The organism is Noviherbaspirillum galbum (assembly GCF_010974945.1).
In the GTDB taxonomy this organism is placed as follows: Bacteria; Pseudomonadota; Gammaproteobacteria; order Burkholderiales; family Burkholderiaceae_D; genus Noviherbaspirillum; species Noviherbaspirillum galbum.
Genome location: NZ_JAAIVB010000003.1, coordinates 40,330 through 55,352 on the forward strand (window position 1 = coordinate 40,330; position 15,023 = coordinate 55,352).

A 15,023-nucleotide genomic window follows, 5' to 3' on the forward strand; every position below is an offset into this window, starting at 1 on the left:
GTAGTTATCGCGATTGGCGCATGGACCACGCTGGCTGAAAATGCCTCAATTGCAATTGAGCGCGCAACGTGTTCAACCGAACTCCCCGCCCGGCATAGATCGGGACGGAGAGGCTGGCTTGACGGATCTGCCGCACATGCGCATCGACCGGAAACCATCCGGCGCCAAAATAATCCAGGAGACTTCAATGCCCATCTTGCGCTTTTCCTTTCCGTTCTCCGACTGCCGACATTCCGATCGTTGCCGCCCCTTTGGGTAGCGATTTCCGCGCCGTGTCTCCTCCAGCCCAACCCCCGGGTGGGAGTTTTGCCCGTGGCGACGCGGGCTTTTTTTCAGCCTCGCTCGCCAACGCCGATTACCGGCGCACGCAATGGCGCGCCTTGTCACGCAACGACACCATGGTTTGGAACGCTTTGCCCAAAAAGACCTTGCTTGGAATCCCCTACGAACTGGGACCGAAGATCGGAAACGCCGGGCCCTATGCCATTCCCGAGTGGATCGACTGGAACGGCGAACGCTACTGGTTCAACGGGGTGACGGTGGCACCCGTGGATCGGATCGCCATCAACGGGTCCACGATCACCGTGCCGCCCAACCTCAGGTTCAGCTGCGCGGATGACGATCGATCCGCACCTTGAAAGCACCAGCATTGTCAGGCTTAGGGAGGAGAAGACATGTCAAATCGACTCGAGCGCCAGGCCTTCAGCGGGCGCCTTGTGGCGGCACTGAAGTTCAGGGGACACCAATGCTTTCCCACCGGCGTCATGCGCTTGTACAACGGCGTGCAGAAAGGAGATGGCGTGACGGTGGCGGCCGTGCGCAAGTGGCTGGTGGGCGAATCGGTGCCGACCCAGGAAAAGATACAGTCACTGGCGGCGGTGCTCGACGTCTCGCCCGAGTGGCTGCGCTTCGGAACCGGCCCCATGATTAGTTCGGACAGTCCGGGCAGATTGAACGAGGAAGAACTCGAATTGCTGCAAAACTATCGCAAGCTGGCAAGCCATCACCGGGTCGCCTTGCTGAACTACCTGCGGCGCGCACAGTGACATGGGACGCCGGTCGTGCGCGCCTTGTCCCGCGTTGCCCTTATGTGCATGGTGAATAACTATCATCACCACAAGAAAGCAGACATGCCGCGGACGCAAGGCTAAAGTCTCGGTTGTCTCCTCCAACTCTCCTTGAATTGGATTTACCCGCTGCCCGCAAGGCCAGCGGGTTTTTTTATCCCGTCGCATTGAATGAAGAAAGCAGAGCCGAGAGAGTGCCCCTATTCCGCGCAATGCGGCGCGGCCCGCCGCACTAAGCTTTGCGGTCTTGATCGAGTTTTGCGAAGCACGACGATGGAAACAAACACCCGGGATGAATTTCTGTTGCAGCGATGGCATGCGCTGCGTGAAGGTGTCGAGACGGCGCCATCGGCGAACGACTGGCAGATGCGCTTCCAGCTGCTTGGCTTCACCCATGCGCTGGTCGAGCGCGGACTCATGACGGACGCGCAATTCGAGGCCCTGCAACAGCACCTTGCCCCCACTGCCACGTCCCTGATCAAGAGCACCCGCGAGAGCGATGCCGATCCCTTGCAGGGCACCGGCGCCCACCTGCGCGAAGTCTGGAATGGCCTGCGCCTCACGCTGGCGCTCGTTTCCCAGCCGCGCACCCTGCTCTTCCACCTGGCGGGCTTTTCCGAAGTCCTGCGCACCGACGGCATCATCGACGAGACCGAATTCGCGGCCGTGTGCCAGCGGGCAAAGTCGCACTGGACGCGAGAAGTCCATTGAATTCGCGGACGATGGTTAAGCCGCAACGGACTTTGCTATAATTCAGGCCGTCATTGGGGAGTAGCCGCCCTTCACCCCGGAGGGGCTTGCGTCAACATACTTGGTCCGCAGACCATGGCGCAAGCGGTGTATCAGCTTGGCAAGACCTTTGACCATGTTGCCTTCCCATGCCGGACGGGCGCATGGTCATCGGTATCCGTCCGGCATGAAACACTGAAAGCAACCCATGGAAGCATTTTTCGTTTCGACCGGCATCGTCGCCCTGGCTGAAATCGGCGACAAGACCCAGCTGCTCGCCTTCATTCTCGCCGCCAAGTTCCGCAAGCCCGTTCCCATCATCATCGGCATACTCGTTGCCACCCTGTTCAACCATGGCTTCGCCGGCGCGCTCGGTGCCTGGCTTACCTCGCTCGCATCGCCAGAAACGATGCGCTGGGTGCTCGGCCTGTCCTTCCTCGGCATGGCAGTCTGGAGCCTCATCCCCGACAAGTTCGAGGAAGACGATGCCCGGCTCGCCAGATTTGGCGTCTTCGGCACGACCCTGATCGCCTTCTTCCTGGCGGAAATGGGCGACAAGACACAGGTGGCGACCGTGGCGCTGGCGGCCCGCTACCATTCCCTATGGGCGGTCGTTGCCGGCACTACCGTGGGCATGATGCTGGCCAACGTCCCCGCCGTGCTGCTGGGAGACCGCATCGCCAACCGCATCCCGGTGCGCGTCGTGCACGGCATCGCGGCGGCCATCTTTGCCGCGCTGGGAATCGCCACCCTTCTGGGCGCGGGCAAGAGCCTGGGCTTCTGATATGGCCGCGTGCCGGAACGCCGCGTAAACTCGCGGCATCTAATGTTCGAACCAGCAGAAAAACGGACACGGCATGCCTACGCTCCCCTTGCAAGAGAACGCCGCCGGCGCGGCGGACGAAGAACTCGTCGAACGCATCGTTGCCGGCGATCAATCGGCCTTCGCGCTGCTGATGCGGCGCTTCAACCGTCCGCTGTACCGCGCGGCGCGCAGCATCGTGAAAGACGACGTGGAAGCCGAGGACGTCCTGCAGGAAGCCTACCTGCTGGCGCACCGTCGGCTGCATGCCTTCCGCGGCGAAGCCCGGCTGCTGACCTGGCTCACCCGCATCGTCGTGAATGAAGCGATGGCCAGGCAGCGCAAGGCTGCGCGGCGCGCCAGGATCATCCCGATCGATGGCAGCGTGGACGACGTGTCCGCCGAACCGGGAACCGCCATGGAAATCGATTACCCCGACAATCCCGAGGCCAGCGTCATGCGCGCCGAAGCGCGCCAGCTGCTGGAGCGGAAGATCGACCAGCTGCCCGAAGCGTTCCGCACGGTGTTCGTCCTGCGCGTCGTGGAAGACATGTCGGTCGAGGAAGTCGGCGCGGCCCTCGGCATTCCGGAAGCGACCGTGCGCTCGCGCCATTTCCGTGCGAGAAGCATGCTCAGGGAGTCCCTGTCGCGCGAATTTGATCATGTGCTGGAAGACGCCTTCAACTTCGATGGCGCACGTTGCGACCGCATCGTCGCGGGTACGCTTGAACGGCTTGCCGGCGCGCCTGTTCCCTGATCCCCGGCCCGCGGCGCAGATGTCCCCCGCCGCGGCCTATCCTCGTTCTGCATCGCCAGTCCCGTCACCGCCAAGGAGAATCGCCATGAAAACCTTGCACGTCATCGTTGCCGCCAGCCTCATCGCCGCCGCCTCTTCCAATGTGCTCGCACAGTCCGCCCCGAACGATGCCCAGATCGCCGGCATCGTGGTGACCGCCAACACGGTCGACATCGACGCCGGCAAGCTCGCCGAGAAAATGTCGGGCAACAAGGAAGTCAAGGCCTTTGCCAAGCAGATGGTCACCGACCACACCGGCGTCAACAAGCAGGCGACGGCGCTGGTGAAAAAACTCAAGGTCACGCCGGAAGACAGCGATACCAGCAAGAGCCTGAAGGAAGGCGGCGATGCCAACATCGGCAAGCTCAAGGGACTCAAGGGCAAGGAATTCGACAAGGCGTACATCGACAACGAGGTTGTCTATCACCAGGCCGTCATCGACGCCCTCGACAAGACGCTGGTGCCGAATGCGAAAAACGCCGAACTCAAGGACACCCTCGTGAAGGTGCGGCCCGCCTTCGTGGCGCATCTCGAACATGCCAAGCATCTCCAGGCTGCCCTCAAGTAAAAGCGGGCATCACGCCATTCAACCCGGGAAGCATGGAGGCCGTCATGATGAATCATTTCTCCCTGTCCTATTTCATGGCGGCGCTGCTCGGCGCCGGCGCGCTGGCCTCAGGCGAGTCGCTCGCCGCGCCGGAGGCGCGCGTCCATGTCGTGGTCATCGAGGGCATGCAGTACACGCCGGCCACGCTGGAGGTCCGGAAAGGCGATACCGTGGTCTGGCAAAACAAGGATCCCTTCCCGCATACGGCGAGCGCCGCCGGGAAGGTATTCGAATCGGGCAGTATCGACGCGGGCAAAAGCTGGAAATTCATCGCGAACACGACTGGCCGTTTCGCCTACTTTTGCGCCTTTCACCCGACGATGAAGGGCACGCTGGAAGTGAAATGAGGATGCGGCGCCTGCAAGGCTGGACCAAGCTGTAATGCCAGCCGCTCCCGCATCTGGCGGTGCATCTCGGCCCCATAGGCCTGGACGTTGTTGCGTCCCAGTTCCTTCGCGCGGTACATCGCGGCATCGGCATTCATCAGCAAGGTCTGCGGATCCGCGCCATCCTTCGGATAGCAGGCCGCGCCCATGCTGCAGGTGACCTGCACCTCGCGGCCGGCCAGCATCATCGGCCGCGCCACCGCGGCATGAATCTCCTGCAGCGGCGACAGGTCGGCATCTTCCCCCTGCTCGTGGAGGATGATGACGAATTCGTCGCCGCCTAGGCGAATCACGGTATCGGAGGCGCGCACCGCCGCCACCATGCGGCTGGCAGCGGTCTTCAGCAGGTCATCGCCTGCATCGTGGCCGAGGCTGTCGTTGACCAGCTTGAAGTTGTCGAGGTCGATGAAGGCCACGATCGCCCCGCTGCGGGTGCGCTGCGCGCGCAGGATGGCCTGCCGCAAGCGGTCGTCGAGCAGGCTGCGATTCGGCAAGCCGGTCAAGGGATCATGGTGGGCCATGTGCCAGATATGCCGTTCCGCCTGCTTGCGTTCGATTGCGATGCCGGCGAGGCGCGTCGCCGCCCGCACCACGTCGCGCTCGTGCCGGGTCGGCGCGCGCGCCTCGCGGAAATACATCGTCACGCTGCCAGCAACCCGGTCTTTCCCGGCGAAGATCGGCAGGGAACAGCATGCGCGCAATCCATGTGCCAAGGCTGTACTGAAGCCCTCCGGCCGCGGGCCTTCCGCGGCGAGGTCGGCAACGACGACTTCCTCGCCCCGCCTCACGGCCTCGCCGCAAGGACCACCGGAAGCCTCGTCACCGCGGTCATCCGAAGCATCATCCCAGCCCGGCGGCATGCCGTGGCTCGCCGCGCCGGCCATGCGCTTGCCGTCATCGTCCATGAGCCGGATGACGCCCGCCGCATCCGGCAGCCGCGCGGCCACCATCTGCATCAGCTTGTGCAGGACGTCGGCCACCGGCATTCCGGTGGCGATCATTTCCAGCGCCTGCGACTGCTCGAGCAGGAAGGCTTCCGCGCGCTTGCGCTGCGTGATGTCGCGCACGATCGCGACCACGCCTCCTTCCACCCATACCAGCTGGCGCTGCAGCCATTCCGCCTTCACGAGCGGACTGGTGTTCATCCACTCCTTCTCGTCGACGGTACGGTGCTGCGCCACGCTGACGAAGTCGTCGAACAGTCCGCTGATGGGGGTTTCCGGGAACAGGCCGCGCAGCGTCAGGCCGATCATTGCGGATTTGTCGCGGCGGAAAAGGGCTGCACCGCGCCGGTTGGTGTCGTCGAGAACGAAATCCTGGATCGTGCCGTCCTTGCCGGTGACGGTGCGCAGGATGAAGAAGGCATCATGGCTCGCGTTGGACGCGGCGTAATAGGTTTCCTGCGCCTTGCGCACATGCCGCCGGCTGTTTCCAAGCTGCCAGGACAGGCGCCCGATGGCCGCGACCACCGTGATCAGCAGCAGGCTGGCCAGTGTCGCCTTCCACAGGATGTCGTGCCGCGCGGCGGCGTATTTCGCAAGCTGTTCGTCTTCCGCGAGGCCGATCACGACCGCCAGCGGCACGCCGTGCAGCTGGCGCGCGAGGGTATAGCGCCGCACGCCGTCCCAGCGGTTCAGCGCGAGGAGCGACGGGGGTGCCTCGCGGTCGCCGGCAGACTCGTCGGCAACGATGCCCGAGCGCTGGCCCCAGCCGACCATCTGCCCCGTGCGGCTGACCAGGAAGACGCCTTCGCCGTTCAACAGGCCCAGCACGCCGCGGTCGCCCAGACGCGCCGGATCGTAACCGCTGGTGAAGTAGGACGGTTCGACCGAGATGATGGCTACCCCGGCGAAGGCGCCCTGCGCGGTCGCCAGGCGCTTGCTGAAATGCATCTGCCATTTCCCGCCCACTTGCGATGGCGGACTGACGAAGGTGTCGGTGCCCGCCTGGTCGCGGTGCCTGTGGAAGAAAGCCTGTGCCGGGATGTCGGGCCAGGTGCCCGCATGGGTGGCTTCCCTGAGTACCCCGTCCCGGTCGACGATTCGCGCCTGGAAGAACAGGGCCGGTGGCAGCAATGCCCGCTCCGCCAGCTCGGCGAGCACGTCCCTGCCCTGCCCCGACCTGCCGCGGCCGCCCTGGCGCAGCTGGAGGCCGTAGTTGATGATGTCGAGCGCCTGGTTGATTGCGCCGACGTTGCGCGCCATCTGCGCCTCGTAGGTTTCGATGAGTTCGCCGCTGGAGCCGATGGCCGCCTGTTCCGCGCTATCCCTTGCCATGTGCAGCATCGAGAAGGCGATGGTCCAGACCGCCGCGAGAAGCAGCAGGCCGATGCCCGGGAAAAGCAGGCGCGGATCGGCGGTCCGCAGGAAAAGGCGTGCGAGGCGCACGCGCAGCAGCCGCATGCTTGCCATCAGGGTCTCCCGGTGGTCGCCATATTGTTCATCATGTCCGTCAGTCCACCGCGAAAACGATCTTCACGCCGGCATCCACCGCCGACTTGTCGAGATAGCCGACATAACGCGGATCGGCCGCGATCGCGCGCCGGACGCCTGCGCCGTTCGGCAGCTCGCGCGGCGGTTCGCCCTTGCCGGTGAAAAGCAGCCTGGACCAGTGCGCCTTCATCAATTCCGGCGAACGGCCGACGACCTTCAGGTAGAAATCATGGCGGATAGCCGAGTCTTCGGGCTGGTCCAGCGGCACCAGTTCCACGCCGCCGGGCAGCGCGACGCGCTTGCCGAGAAACACGTTCGCCACCTGCGCGGCGCTCAGGACGTTGACCGGGCTGGCGGCAGCCACCACCACCACCGTCTGCGCCTGTGCTCGTGACGGTGCCAGGCCAGACAATGCGACCAGGGTGGCTGCGGTGATCATGATGCGGGATGCGTTAGCCATGGCGCATCCTTCAGAACACGAAGTCCACGCTGACGGTGAACAGGTTCACCTGTCCGCCGGGCGAAAACCCGGGCAGCAAATTCTTGAGCGCGCCCCCCGATCCGGTGCTGAGATCCATGTGGTCGACCTGGACCTTGACTGCGGTGTTTTTGGCGGCGTCCCAGCGCATGCCTGCCGACAAAGTGCGCTGGTCGGGAATGATGGCGCCGAGCAGGGAGTCGAGCACGCCGTTGGCCTGCTGCGTGGCCGGCCTGAGAAAGGCGGGCAGCGACGCCACCGGCAACCCGGGATCGCTGGCGGGCGAGGTCAGGCGCACGCGCGACACGCTGGCGAAGGGCGTGACGTGGCCGATGCGATATCCCGCGCCCGCGTACCATGCCTGGCCGTCGCCGGCCCATGAATTGGTCTTGAGCTGCGCCCATTCGGTGGTCAGGAACCATCTCCCCTGGTCGATGTTGCCGCCGAAGGACATCAAGCGGTAGGTCTTGTCCCAGAGATCGTAGCGATCGGCAAGCTGGCCGCCGGCGCTGCCGAATTGCCTTACCCGGTCGAAGAAATCCTTCGAGCTGCCCATGCTCATCCTGCCAGTCTGGTAGCCGGCGCGCAGGGTCAGCGGGCCGACTTCCAGGGTATCGACGATGCCGAAGGAATCGCGCGCCAGGATGGGGTCGCCATCCTGGTAGGTGCTGCGGATGTCTTTCCGGCCGTAATAGGCCTGCAGGGTATTGTTGCCTTCGCCGACCGCGATGGTATGGCTCGCGTCGATGCCGTCATTGCTCGTGACCGGGCCGAGCAGGTAGACGTCGCGCGGCGCGCGCACCCAGGGAATCGCATAGCCCACTTTCCGGTAATCCGCCGCCAGAAAGCCCGGCAAGGCGATGCGGCCGATGCGGGCGCTGAAGCTGGGGGTGAACTGGTACTTGAGGTTGGCCCACTCCGCCTGCGGCCGCCACGTCTTGTCATAGCGCTGTTCGGCCACGACCTGCAGCACCGCCGACAGCCGCGGCCCGAAGCGCGCATTGACCTGGCCGCCGAGCAGGCTGTCCGGCGCGAAACTCCAGTCATGGCTGGCGCCTGCGCCGTTCGGCTTGAACACATGGGTGGTGAAGTCCGCGTCGCGCTCGCTGGAATGCACCGCGCCGAGCGTGCCGAAGCCGCTGAAGGTAAAGACGGGCCGCTCGGAGATGTTGGGCGCGCCGGGTTCCGCCGCCATGGCGGAAGTCGCCATCAGCGCGATGGCGCCGATCAGGCGCGAGTTGTACTGCATGGGTGTTCTCAGATGCGTTCCGGCCGGGGAAAACCGGAAAGTTTTTTGACGAAATTGCGTCGGGCCTCGATTATCGCGGATTTTATTTCCATTAAGAAACGATTCCGCCTGTTGTTGTGGAAATGTGACGTGCGTTATTGTCAGATGCATCTGACCAACGGTTGGAAAACGCAAAGGTTATAACAAGGTTCAAACCCGCTCTTTCTTCCTTATTTAAATATTCTATTCATTCCATTGAATCAATTGTCTTTGGCTAAGCATCTTGCCGGCTTACACTGCATTCGTCAGCCAACACCAACATCATCCCAAGCCGAAGGAGATATCCATGACCAACGAAGCAGCATGCCCCTTTTCGGGCGCTAACCGCAAGACGACCGTTGCCCGCAGCAAGGGCACGGGCAACAAGGATTGGTGGCCGAACCAGCTCAATCTCGGCATCCTGCACCAGCATTCGGCCCGTGCGAATCCGATGGGCGAAGACTTCGATTACGCCGCCGAATTCAAGCAGCTCGACCTCGACGCGGTGGTCAAGGACCTGCACGCGCTGATGACGGATTCCCAGGAATGGTGGCCCGCCGACTACGGCCATTACGGGCCGCTGTTCATCCGCATGGCGTGGCACGCTGCGGGGACCTACCGCATCGCCGACGGCCGCGGCGGGGCCGGCATGGGCGCGCAGCGCTTCGCGCCGCTCAACAGCTGGCCCGACAACGGAAACCTCGACAAGGCACGTCGCCTGCTCTGGCCGATCAAGCAGAAGTATGGCCGCGCGCTCTCCTGGGCCGACCTGTTCATCCTCACCGGCAACGTCGCGCTCGAATCCATGGGCTTCAAGACCTTCGGCTTTGCCGGCGGACGCGCCGACACCTATGAGCCGGAAGACGACATCTACTGGGGTTCGGAGGGCAAGTGGCTGGCCGACGAGCGCTACAGCGGCGAGCGCGACCTCGCCAATCCTCTGGCCGCGGTGCAGATGGGCCTGATCTACGTAAACCCGGAAGGCCCGAACGGCAATCCCGATCCGGTCGCCTCGGCCCGCGACATCCGCGAGACCTTCGCCCGCATGGCGATGGATGACGAGGAAACCGTGGCGCTGGTGGCTGGCGGACACACCTTCGGCAAGGCCCACGGCGCCGGCGATCCGGCCCATGTCGGCGCGGAGCCGGAAGGCGCCGGCATCGAGGCGCAAGGCTTCGGCTGGACCAGCAGCTTCGGCAGCGGCAAGGGCGCGCACGCCATCACCAGCGGCCTGGAAGGCGCCTGGAAGCCCAACCCGACCACCTGGGACAACGGTTACTTCGAGACCCTGTTCGGCTACGAGTGGGAACTGACCAAGAGCCCGGCCGGCGCGCACCAGTGGACGCCGAAGGATGGCGCTGGCGCCGACACCGTCGTCGACGCCCACGATCCGGACAAACGCCATGCGCCGATGATGTCCACTGCGGACCTCGCGCTGCGCTTCGATCCGGCCTACGAAAAGATTTCCCGCCGCTTCCTCGAAAACCCCGACCAGTTCGCCGACGCTTTCGCCCGCGCCTGGTTCAAGCTTACCCACCGCGACATGGGACCGCGCGCCCGCTACCTCGGCGCCCTCGTGCCGCAGGAAGTCCTGATCTGGCAGGACCCGGTGCCGGCGGTCGACCATGCGCTGGTCGACGACGATGACATCGCCGCGCTCAAGGCGAAGATACTGTCTTCCGGACTGAGCACTTCCGAGCTGGTATCGGCGGCCTGGGCTTCGGCCTCGACCTTCCGCGGCGGCGACAAGCGCGGCGGCGCCAACGGCGCGCGCATCCGCCTCGCCCCGCAGAAGGATTGGGAAGCCAACCAGCCGGCGCAGCTCGGCAAGGTGATCGCCGCGCTGGAAGCGATCCAGCAGGAATTCAACGCCGGCCAGCGCGGCGGCAAGCAGGTTTCGCTGGCCGACCTGATCGTCCTCGGCGGCAATGCGGCGATCGAAGCGGCTGCGCGCAACGCCGACGTCGAAATCAAGGTTCCATTCACGCCGGGCCGTACCGACGCGTCGCAGGAACAGACCGACGTCCATTCCTTTGCGCCGCTGGAGCCCGTAGCCGATGGCTTCCGCAACTACTTGCGCAAGGGTGTCGAAGGCGCAGCGGAACTGCTGATCGACAAGGCGCAAAAGCTCACGCTGTCCGCGCCGGAAATGACGGTGCTCGTTGGCGGCCTGCGCGTCCTCGATACCAACGTCGGCCAGAGCCGGCACGGCGTGTTCACCAGCCGCCCTGGCACGCTGAGCAACGACTTCTTCGTCAATCTGCTCGACATGGACACCCGCTGGGCACGTTCCGAGTCGGACGCGAACGTGCTCGAGGGACGCGACCGCAAGACCGGCGCGTTGAAGTGGACGGGCACGGTGGCCGACCTCGTGTTCGGCTCCAATTCGCAGCTGCGCGCGCTCGCGGAAGTCTATGCCTGCAGCGACGCCCAGAAGAAGTTCGTGCAAGACTTCGTCGCCGCCTGGAACAAGGTGATGAACCTCGACCGCTTCGAACTGGCCTGACGCGAACGCCCGGCGATGCATGCCGGGTGGTTGGCTGACATCATTCGGCAACGCCCCGGCGATCGGATAACGATCGCCGGGGCGTTGTTCGTCTTGGCCGGACGGAGTCCGGATGGCCAGCGCGACCCACTGGATCATGCGGTTCCAGCGCCTTTGCGGGAATATTGGGACAATGGATGGTCTGCACCCATGCCTCTTTGCTTCTCTCACTGCTTCTCTGCTGTTCCTCTTGCGTTGAAGATGAAGGCGGCGGCGGAACGGACATGGCTTCCCCGAACGGATCGCGCGGCATTGTGCCGGGCTAAAACAATGAATTTGATGATCAATACAGACTTGAATGACATCGTATCGACCGAAATCTGGGTGGACCACCCGGACGGTCGGATCTTCGTCCAGCGCTGGACGCCGGACGAGCAGACACAAGGCGACGGTAGCCACCCTCCCCGGCCGGCGCCTATCGTGCTCTTCCATGATTCCCTTGGCTGCGTCTCGCTATGGCGCGATTTTCCGGCACGGCTGAGCGCGGCGACGGGTCGCGAGGTGCTTGCCTATGACCGGCTTGGCTTCGGCAGGTCCGGACCGCGCAAGGGCATCCCGGGGATTGGCTTCATCGCCGACGAAGCCGTCACCGTCTTTCCGCTGCTGCGCGAACAGCTTGGCCTGCGGCGCTTCGTCGCCTTCGGCCACAGCGTAGGCGGCGGCATGGCGATCCACTGCGCGGCACGCTTTCCGGACGATTGCGAGGCGCTCGTCACGGAAGCGGCACAGACCTTCCTCGAAGACAGGACGATACAGGGCATCACATTGGCGAAGGAACAGTTCAAGGACCCGCAGCAGATAGGCCGCTTGCGGAAATACCATGGCGAAAAGGCGCAATGGGTGGTCGATGCCTGGACGGAAACCTGGCTCAATCCCGCATTCGCCGATTGGACGCTTGCTGGCGTGCTGCCCGGCGTGAGATGCCCGGTGCTGGCGATCCACGGTATTTTCGACGAATACGGCTCGACCCGGCATCCGGAAATGATCGCAAGCCTTGCCGGCGGGCCTGCGCGCGCGGCAGTGATGGACCAGACCCATCATGTGCCTCACCGGGAACGCGGCGACGAGGTGCTTGCGATGGTAAGTGGTTTCCTGGAGTCCGGGTCCGCGTCAGGCTGATTTTTTGGAATCAGGCCCCGCCAGAAGATCGATCTGGCAGGGCCTGGCTTTGCCTGGATGAGGCTTGGAAAAACGCGGCGCGGACTTAGTGCACAGCGGGGGCCATCAGGCAATGCCGTGGCGATTCGAGCATGAGCACGGCGAGCGCGTGCGCGGCCGTCCTCAGCATTTCTTCCCTGTCGGGAAGCTTGTGGTACTTCTTCAGGCGCAAGGTGGCGCTGGCGAGGGTGAGCAAATCAATCAGGTGCTCCACGTCGTGTTCAGACCGGAGGGGCAACTGCAGTTCGCGTGCTTCATGCAATTCTTGCAGCTCTTCAACGCTGATTTCTGTTTCCATGTTAACTCCTTGTGAAGGCGCCGACGGTTAACAGGCCAGGCACCGCACGGACGGTGCGGGATTGAAAACGCGGTATGCTGGACATCGCGCTGTCGCCGGGCGTTGACGTCAACCGGCGGGGCCGGATAGCGGTGAATCAGGCCTCCATTATACTGTATGCGCATACAGTAAAGGCCGGAATATTCGCCTTCAACGACACGTATTTTCGAAAGGATGAGTTGCCATGAATACCGGTACCGTGACGCTGCATCGTGTCTTGCGGGCAAGCCCCGAACGCATCTTCCGCGCCTTCCTGGAACCGGCCGCCGTGGCAAAATGGCTGCCGCCCTTCGGCTTCACCTGCCAGGTCTTGGAGCTCGACGCCCGCGTCGGCGGACGGCACGCGATGGCGTTCTCGAACTTTTCGACCGGACATGGCCATGGCTTCAGCGGCGAGTACCTCGACCTCGTTCCGAACGAACGCATCCGCTACACCGACCGCTTCGACGATCCCAACCTGCCGGGCGAGATGAAGACCACGATTACATTGAACCCGGTCTCGTGCGGGACGGATATCCGGATCGTGCAGGAGGGAATACCGGCGGCCATCCCCGTGGAGATGTGCTATCTCGGCTGGCAGGAATCTTTGCTGCAGCTCGCGCAGCTGGTCGAGCCGGTGATTCCCGATTGAGCTTGCCGGCGCGGGTCGCCGGCAAGGCAGGCCTTGGTCAGGGAGTGGGCTTGGAACGGCGGAACTGGCGCTTCTTGGCGTAGCCTCCTCCTCCGCCGCCGCCCTGTCCCTTGCCGTTCTGGGGTTTCGGCGGCCGCGACGGCCCGGTATTCATGGATACCGGATTGGTGAGCCAGCCATTGAGCTGCTGGTGCAACTGGCCGATGCCGCCGGTCACGCGCACATACCGGTGGCGGAAAGTCTTGCGAAGGAATTCGTCCGCCGGCGCGGGGACGGTTTCACGCAGTCCGACCATCCTCTGGCAATTGCGCAGCGAGGGCTCGGTGCGGAGGTCCTCGAGCCCGACCACCTTCAACTCGAACTGCGGATAACGGCGGCGCAGGTCGTCCGCATCCGCCGCGCTGATCCCGATCAAGGCAATGATCGGCTTGTAGGCGCTGTTGGCCGATGGCGGCAGCTTGGGATCGAACAGGGGCTGCACGTCGGTCTCGCCCAGGTGCGGGTCTTCTTCGTCGACGCCATGCGCGGCGAAAGGCATGTCATCCGGCTCGGCGCGCTTCTGGGGCTTGGGCGCGGGGGCCTGCGCGGGCTCGCGGGTCCATCCGCGTTGCTCGTCGCGCTGGTTGCCTGCCGGCCGGCCGGACTGGATATTCGCGGCTTGCAGGAAGGCGCCGATCTGCGCGGCGTTATCCTTGTTTGCCATGGCCTTGACCAGGGCGCTGGCGAGTTCCTCGCACACCATCGCGACGAACGGCCGGGCGAGTTCGACCAGGCTCTCGGCGGCGGCGGAACGGGAGGCGGCCTCCGCGGCCCTGGCTTGCCGGTGCTGCGGCCTGGCGTCCGCGCCGGCCGGGGCGCTGGCGACTGCCGGGCGCGTATCGTGCGCGACAGGCGCCGCGGGGCGCGCGGCCTGCGCATTCATCGCCGGCGCGCCGGCATCGTCCTGCTCCTCCTCTTCACCGGCCGAGGCCTCGTCGTCCGCGCCTGCTGCGACCGGCGCCCTGGAAGTCACGGGAGCCGAGCTAGCCGAAGGAGCCGCCGATGCCTCTGTTTCGTTAGCCTCCTGCGGCAGATCGTCCTCTCCGGACAAGGCATCGTCGTCGAGCAGTTCGGCCTGGGAAGCGCCTTCTCCCGACAGGATCTTCTGCACATGCTGCCGGGTTGCCTTCACGCCCTGCGAGATCGAGATAAGCTTGCGATGGCGGTCGGCGGGCAGGACGTCTTGCGCCTCGAAGATGTCGCGCGCCTTGACTTCTTCCAGCTGCGGCGATGCCAGCAGCGCGCGGCCTTTCATCTCGACGAGCCGCGCAGCGATCAGGCGCCATTCCTCTTCGGTCCACTTGATGACGGTCGCGGACGCGCCTTGCTCACGCTTGGAAGGCATAACAGGAGTCTCCATACAAATACTGTGATGAACTGAATGATTGAATGCACCGATATCGCGGGCTGGTGGCGACGGCACGGCTTCTTGCCCGCATTCTCGTAACCGGCCTGGCTGGCATGCGTTAATGCATCCTGTCCAGCGTTCGCCCGTTGATGCCGAGTGCAGACTATACCGCGCCTGAACGCGCTTAATTGAGCGCCAGGAATACCGACTTGAAGAAAGCGTATCGAACTTGATCCGCCTCATCTTCCGAATTCAAAAGCAAAGCCACATCCGGAAGCTGGAAAAGGTGCTATTAAACACCAAGTTCTTGCTCCGCGTCATTACCTCGTCATGTTTTTTTATTATGATGCGTGCATCTGAGGCACATGCAACCGATATGCATGGCATCAGGCAAACGCCCT

Annotated in this window: 15 protein-coding genes and 1 riboswitch; of the genes, 10 read left to right on the top strand and 5 right to left on the bottom strand. The window is 64.0% G+C overall.

Annotation, left to right across the window (positions count from 1 at the left end):
- Nucleotides 1-251 precede the first annotated feature (251 nt).
- The 7 genes from G3574_RS00175 (at nucleotide 252) to G3574_RS00205 (ending at nucleotide 4,348) form a co-directional block, all read left to right on the top strand.
- Nucleotides 252-638, top strand: coding sequence for a hypothetical protein (locus G3574_RS00175; protein WP_163959673.1), 387 nt, complete (start codon nucleotides 252-254; stop codon nucleotides 636-638).
- Nucleotides 639-674: 36 nt separating this feature from the next.
- Nucleotides 675-1,046, top strand: a complete 372-nt coding sequence (locus G3574_RS00180; protein WP_163959675.1) for a helix-turn-helix domain-containing protein — start codon at nucleotides 675-677, stop codon at nucleotides 1,044-1,046.
- A 294-nt stretch (nucleotides 1,047-1,340) separates the two neighbouring features.
- Entirely contained in the window at nucleotides 1,341-1,778 is a 438-nt protein-coding gene (locus G3574_RS00185) for a hypothetical protein (RefSeq protein WP_163959677.1), read from the top strand.
- 43 nt (nucleotides 1,779-1,821) lie between these two features.
- A riboswitch (yybP-ykoY riboswitch) is annotated at nucleotides 1,822-1,993 on the top strand.
- 11 nt (nucleotides 1,994-2,004) lie between these two features.
- A complete protein-coding gene (locus G3574_RS00190; RefSeq protein WP_163959679.1) occupies nucleotides 2,005-2,580 on the top strand; it encodes a TMEM165/GDT1 family protein in 576 nt (191 codons plus the stop codon).
- A 73-nt stretch (nucleotides 2,581-2,653) separates the two neighbouring features.
- Nucleotides 2,654-3,355 (top strand): RNA polymerase sigma factor, encoded by a 702-nt coding sequence (locus G3574_RS00195; protein WP_163959681.1) that lies wholly within the window; start codon nucleotides 2,654-2,656, stop codon nucleotides 3,353-3,355.
- A gap of 85 nt (nucleotides 3,356-3,440) precedes the next feature.
- A complete protein-coding gene (locus G3574_RS00200; protein ID WP_163959682.1) occupies nucleotides 3,441-3,962 on the top strand; it encodes a DUF4142 domain-containing protein in 522 nt (173 codons plus the stop codon).
- 44 nt (nucleotides 3,963-4,006) lie between these two features.
- Complete coding sequence (locus tag G3574_RS00205) at nucleotides 4,007-4,348, top strand: cupredoxin domain-containing protein (protein WP_235952840.1); 342 nt, start codon at nucleotides 4,007-4,009, stop codon at nucleotides 4,346-4,348.
- Here the strand turns inward: G3574_RS00205 and G3574_RS00210 are convergent.
- From G3574_RS00210 to G3574_RS00220, 3 genes are read right to left on the bottom strand one after another with little or no spacing between them, the layout of a single operon-like run.
- Complete coding sequence (locus tag G3574_RS00210) at nucleotides 4,312-6,798, bottom strand: bifunctional diguanylate cyclase/phosphodiesterase (protein WP_163959692.1); 2,487 nt, start codon at nucleotides 6,796-6,798, stop codon at nucleotides 4,312-4,314. The two genes, G3574_RS00205 and G3574_RS00210, sit on opposite strands and share 37 nt — an antisense overlap.
- A 40-nt stretch (nucleotides 6,799-6,838) precedes the next feature.
- Complete coding sequence (locus G3574_RS00215; RefSeq protein WP_163959694.1) at nucleotides 6,839-7,279, bottom strand: phosphate ABC transporter substrate-binding protein; 441 nt, start codon at nucleotides 7,277-7,279, stop codon at nucleotides 6,839-6,841.
- A gap of 10 nt (nucleotides 7,280-7,289) precedes the next feature.
- Nucleotides 7,290-8,546: a porin gene (locus tag G3574_RS00220; RefSeq protein WP_163959696.1), complete on the bottom strand. Its 1,257-nt coding sequence runs from the start codon at nucleotides 8,544-8,546 to the stop codon at nucleotides 7,290-7,292.
- 325 nt (nucleotides 8,547-8,871) lie between these two features.
- On the opposite strand from G3574_RS00220, the gene katG reads away from it, so the two are divergent.
- A complete protein-coding gene (gene katG, locus G3574_RS00225; RefSeq protein ID WP_163959699.1) occupies nucleotides 8,872-11,070 on the top strand; it encodes a catalase/peroxidase HPI in 2,199 nt (732 codons plus the stop codon).
- 318 nt (nucleotides 11,071-11,388) lie between these two features.
- Nucleotides 11,389-12,228 (top strand): alpha/beta fold hydrolase, encoded by an 840-nt coding sequence (locus G3574_RS00230; protein ID WP_163959701.1) that lies wholly within the window; start codon nucleotides 11,389-11,391, stop codon nucleotides 12,226-12,228.
- Between the two features lie 85 nt (nucleotides 12,229-12,313).
- On the opposite strand, the gene G3574_RS00235 is transcribed toward G3574_RS00230, so the two are convergent.
- A complete protein-coding gene (locus tag G3574_RS00235; protein ID WP_163959703.1) occupies nucleotides 12,314-12,565 on the bottom strand; it encodes a hypothetical protein in 252 nt (83 codons plus the stop codon).
- A 223-nt stretch (nucleotides 12,566-12,788) separates the two neighbouring features.
- Here G3574_RS00235 and G3574_RS00240 point away from each other — a divergent pair, with 223 nt between their 5' ends.
- Nucleotides 12,789-13,235: an SRPBCC family protein gene (locus G3574_RS00240; protein ID WP_163959704.1), complete on the top strand. Its 447-nt coding sequence runs from the start codon at nucleotides 12,789-12,791 to the stop codon at nucleotides 13,233-13,235.
- 37 nt (nucleotides 13,236-13,272) lie between these two features.
- Here the strand turns inward: G3574_RS00240 and G3574_RS00245 are convergent, their stop codons facing one another.
- A complete protein-coding gene (locus G3574_RS00245) occupies nucleotides 13,273-14,619 on the bottom strand; it encodes a hypothetical protein (RefSeq protein ID WP_163959706.1) in 1,347 nt (448 codons plus the stop codon).
- Between the last annotated feature and the right edge of the window lie 404 nt (nucleotides 14,620-15,023).

Excerpts from the sequence above, each read along its gene's own strand:
- G3574_RS00200 (WP_163959682.1), top strand. The coding sequence starts at position 3,441 with ATGAAAACCTTGCACGTCATCGTTGCCGCCAGCCTCATCGCCGCCGCC.
- G3574_RS00220 (WP_163959696.1), bottom strand. The coding sequence starts at position 8,546 with ATGCAGTACAACTCGCGCCTGATCGGCGCCATCGCGCTGATGGCGACT.
- G3574_RS00235 (WP_163959703.1), bottom strand. The coding sequence starts at position 12,565 with ATGGAAACAGAAATCAGCGTTGAAGAGCTGCAAGAATTGCATGAAGCA.
- G3574_RS00195 (WP_163959681.1), top strand. The coding sequence starts at position 2,654 with ATGCCTACGCTCCCCTTGCAAGAGAACGCCGCCGGCGCGGCGGACGAA.
- katG (WP_163959699.1), top strand. The coding sequence starts at position 8,872 with ATGACCAACGAAGCAGCATGCCCCTTTTCGGGCGCTAACCGCAAGACG.
- G3574_RS00230 (WP_163959701.1), top strand. The coding sequence starts at position 11,389 with ATGATCAATACAGACTTGAATGACATCGTATCGACCGAAATCTGGGTG.
- G3574_RS00185 (WP_163959677.1), top strand. The coding sequence starts at position 1,341 with ATGGAAACAAACACCCGGGATGAATTTCTGTTGCAGCGATGGCATGCG.
- G3574_RS00240 (WP_163959704.1), top strand. The coding sequence starts at position 12,789 with ATGAATACCGGTACCGTGACGCTGCATCGTGTCTTGCGGGCAAGCCCC.
- G3574_RS00205 (WP_235952840.1), top strand. The coding sequence starts at position 4,007 with ATGATGAATCATTTCTCCCTGTCCTATTTCATGGCGGCGCTGCTCGGC.
- G3574_RS00245 (WP_163959706.1), bottom strand. The coding sequence starts at position 14,619 with ATGCCTTCCAAGCGTGAGCAAGGCGCGTCCGCGACCGTCATCAAGTGG.
- G3574_RS00215 (WP_163959694.1), bottom strand. The coding sequence starts at position 7,279 with ATGGCTAACGCATCCCGCATCATGATCACCGCAGCCACCCTGGTCGCA.
- G3574_RS00210 (WP_163959692.1), bottom strand. The coding sequence starts at position 6,798 with ATGGCAAGCATGCGGCTGCTGCGCGTGCGCCTCGCACGCCTTTTCCTG.
- G3574_RS00190 (WP_163959679.1), top strand. The coding sequence starts at position 2,005 with ATGGAAGCATTTTTCGTTTCGACCGGCATCGTCGCCCTGGCTGAAATC.
- G3574_RS00180 (WP_163959675.1), top strand. The coding sequence starts at position 675 with ATGTCAAATCGACTCGAGCGCCAGGCCTTCAGCGGGCGCCTTGTGGCG.